At 70.0% G+C, this 3,309-nt stretch carries 2 protein-coding genes; both read right to left on the bottom strand.

Annotation, left to right across the window (positions count from 1 at the left end):
• Nucleotides 1-1,377, bottom strand: a 1,377-nt coding sequence (locus DPV74_RS40195; protein WP_162923299.1) for a cytochrome P450, incomplete at its 3' end; no start/stop codon positions are given.
• The coding region (locus DPV74_RS40190) for an SDR family NAD(P)-dependent oxidoreductase (RefSeq protein WP_119339205.1) at nt 1,374-3,309 on the bottom strand (1,936 nt) is incomplete at its 5' end. The genes DPV74_RS40195 and DPV74_RS40190, both read right to left, overlap by 4 nt.

The raw sequence follows: 3,309 nt of genomic DNA, 5'->3' as shown, positions 1-3,309 counted from the left end.
GCGCCCGGCAGGCGCGGCGCTCGTGCGCTCGCGCGATCTCGGCCGCGCGACCAGCTGGATGCCGTCGCGCGGGCGCAGCGAAATCGTCGCGCCCGTGTCGAGCGAACGACCGGGCACCGCGCTCAGATCGACGTGCTGCGCGACCACCGCGATCAGCACGCGGATCTGCAGCAGCGCGGTCTGATAGCCGATGCACTTGCGCATCCCGCCGCCGAACGGAAAGTACGCGTACTTGTGCCGCGTCGGCGCGTGCGACCCGAAGTTTTCCGGATCGAATGCGTCCGGGTTGGCCCACAGCGCCGGATGACGATGCGTGACGTACGGCGACATGAATACCGACGAACCGGCCGGCACGTGATAACCGCCGATCTCGTCGTCGTCGACCAGGTCGCGCGTGAAGCCCCAGATCGGCGGATAGAGCCGCAGGATCTCGTCGACGGTCTGCACCAGATACGGCAGGCGCGCGATGTCGTCGGCCGCGGGCGCCCGCCCGCCGAGCACCGCATCGAGTTCCTCGCGCAGCCGGCGCAGCACGTCCGGATGCTGCGCGAGCGCATAGAGCCCCCACGCCATCCCGCTGCCGGTCGTTTCGTGGCCGGCCAGGAACACCGTCATCACCTCGTCGTGCACCTCGCGCTCGGTCAGCGGCGCGCCCGTGTCGGGGTCGCGCGCGGCGAGCAGCAGCGCGATCACGTCGCTCGTCTCGCAGCGTCCCGCGCGATGCTCGGCGACGATCGCATCGACGATCGTGTCGATCCCGCGGCGCGCACGTGCGATCCGGCGGTTGAACGGCGTCGGCATCCAGCGCGGCACGAAGTCGTTCATGTTGCCCTGCGGCATCATCGCCTCGATGCCGAAGCGCACCGCCGGCCCGACCTCGTCCGCATGCCGCGAGATGTCCGCGTTGAACAGCATCAGCCCGAGCATGCGCAGGCTCACGCGCATCATCTCCTCGACCGCGTCGAACGGCGCATGCGCGGGCCGCTTCAGCCAGCGCTCGACGAGCGCGAGCGCCGCGTCGCCGACGGCCGCCGTATGCGATTCCACCTGCTTGCGGTGAAAAAGCGGCTGCACGACCCGCCGGTGACGCCGCCAGAACTCGCCGTCCGTCGTCAGCAGGCCGTCGCCGAAGAACATCTTGAAGTTGTCGTAGAAGCGGCCGCGCACGTAGTTGCGGTGATTGTCCTGCAGCACGTGCTGGACGCCGTCCGGATGCGCGAGCGCATGCGTGAGGAACGGGCCCAGCCGGTTGCGGGCGATGTCGCCGTACTGCTGCTGAAGCTTCAGCAGCATCGTGACGGGATTGCGCTTGTATTCCGCGAGGTTGCCCATCACGACGCTGCCGCGCGGGCCGGGCGCGAGACGCTTCGTGCTCATGCCGACACCTGCTCGGAAGCCGCGTGCGCGGCAAGCCGCGCGTCGATCTCGCCGCGCGTGGCGAACGCGCCGGTCACGCGGTGCACGTAGCCGGTCACGATGCCCGTCACGTCGCGCATCTGCATCAGGATGCGGCCGTCCGGGCGCACCGCGACGAACCGGTTGCCGCTGCTCGCCGGCCCTTCGAGCGCGAAGGCGCGCGGCGTCACGCGCAGCGCGATCGACGCGTGGCGGGCGGCCAGCTCGCAGTCGTTGCCGGCTTCGTACAGGTCGATGCGGCCGATCGACATCGGCGCCGCGAGCGGGATGTAGTCGCCGGCGACATGATCGAGCGCCGCCACGCGCGCGAGCCCGTCGAGCAGGATGCTCGGCACCACGAAGCGCGAGAACACCGGATCGCCGTCCGGCACGTTCAGCCGGAAGCGCGCCTGCTTGCCCGTTTCGCTCATGCCGGTGTCGGTCGTCGACACGAACATGCCGGTCAGTCTCACGGGCGCCGCGTCGAAGTGATACGGATCGGCGACGGGCACAAACGTCCCGCCCGGCGGTTCGCTCCATACCGGTGCCGGCGCGTAGGCCGCGGCCAGGCGCACGGTGATCTCGAAGTGCGGCTTGTCGCGCACGAGAACCTGGCCGCCGGGCGCCAGCACGTCGCCGGAGATCCGCACGTGCACGAGCACGGCGTCGCCGTCGCGCGCGGCGATCCTCGCGTGGATGCGCTTCACGCTCGGCCGCTTCGCGTCGTAGACGCGCAGGAAGTGCAGGAACGCCGCGTCCGCGAATCCGACGACCTTGAGCCCCGGCACGAGCCGCAGCGCGGCTTCGGCGGCCACTTCGGGCACGAACGTGCCCGGCAGCGTCGGAAAGCCGTTGACGACGTGATGCTGCAGGTACGCGTCGCGCTCGAGATCGAACACCCGCTCGAAGGTCACGCTGTCGTCCGTGCGCGCCAGCTCGCGGCCGAGATAGAAATCCGGATCGCGCGGCGTGGCGACGCGGGGCACCGCTTCAGCTTCGTCGAGATTGAAGTAGCCGGGCAGGTGCGTCTCGATCGCCCGTCGCTCGGCCTCGCCCAGATGCACGGACATCGCCGCGCGCTCGCCGATACCGAGCTCGCGCATGAAATGATGCTGCCCTTCCGCGGTGCGCATGCTCGTGAACAGGCCGCTCTTCTCGAGAAACGCGCGCGTGACCGGATTCGAGCCGAGCCCCACCGAGCGCCACAGCGTCCAGCCGATCGTGAATTCGTCGTGGCCGAGCGCCGCGCGGTGATACGACGCCTGCGTGTTCAGGAAGTCGTTGCCCGACGCGTAGTCGGTTTCGCCGGCCTGGCCCGTCAGGCCGATGAACGACCCGAAGTTGCACCACAGGCGCGGCTGCCGGGCGCCGAACGCGTCGCGCAGGTTCCAGTAGCCGCGCACCTTGATGTCGCGCACCGCGACGAAGTCGTCCAGCGACTTCACAAGCACCGACGCGGAACGGTTCAATCCGGCCGCGTTGACCAGCAGGTCGACGCGCGGCTCGCGCGCGAGAATCGTGTCGATGGCCGTGCGCAGGCTGTCGGGGTCCAGCACGTCGGCGCGCAGGTACGTCACGCGATGCGCGCCGCTGAATGCGCGCATCGCCTCGATGTTCATGCACGCCGTGCGTGCGTCCGCGCGCCGCTCGAACGCGCGGATGATCGCCGGCAGCGGCTGCTCCGGATGCCGTGCCTTCTGCTGGCGGATGTAATCGGGGCGGCTCTTCGCGAACGCTTCGTCGTCCATCGCGAGCAGGTCCGCATCGACCTCGTCGAGCGCGCTGCTGCCGATCAGGTACAGCGTCGGACGCACATGCGCGGCCAGCGTCTTCATCAGTTCACCGGTGATCCCGCGGGCGCCGCCGACCGCGACGACGACCGCGTCGGGCCCGAGCGCCAGGCGCTCGTCCGCG

The organism is Burkholderia sp. HAN2018 (genome assembly GCF_024704855.1).
Classification (GTDB): Bacteria; Pseudomonadota; Gammaproteobacteria; order Burkholderiales; family Burkholderiaceae; genus Burkholderia; species Burkholderia cepacia.
Note: the sequence above shows the minus strand (reverse complement) of the source record. Positions and strands in the feature narration are given on the sequence as shown.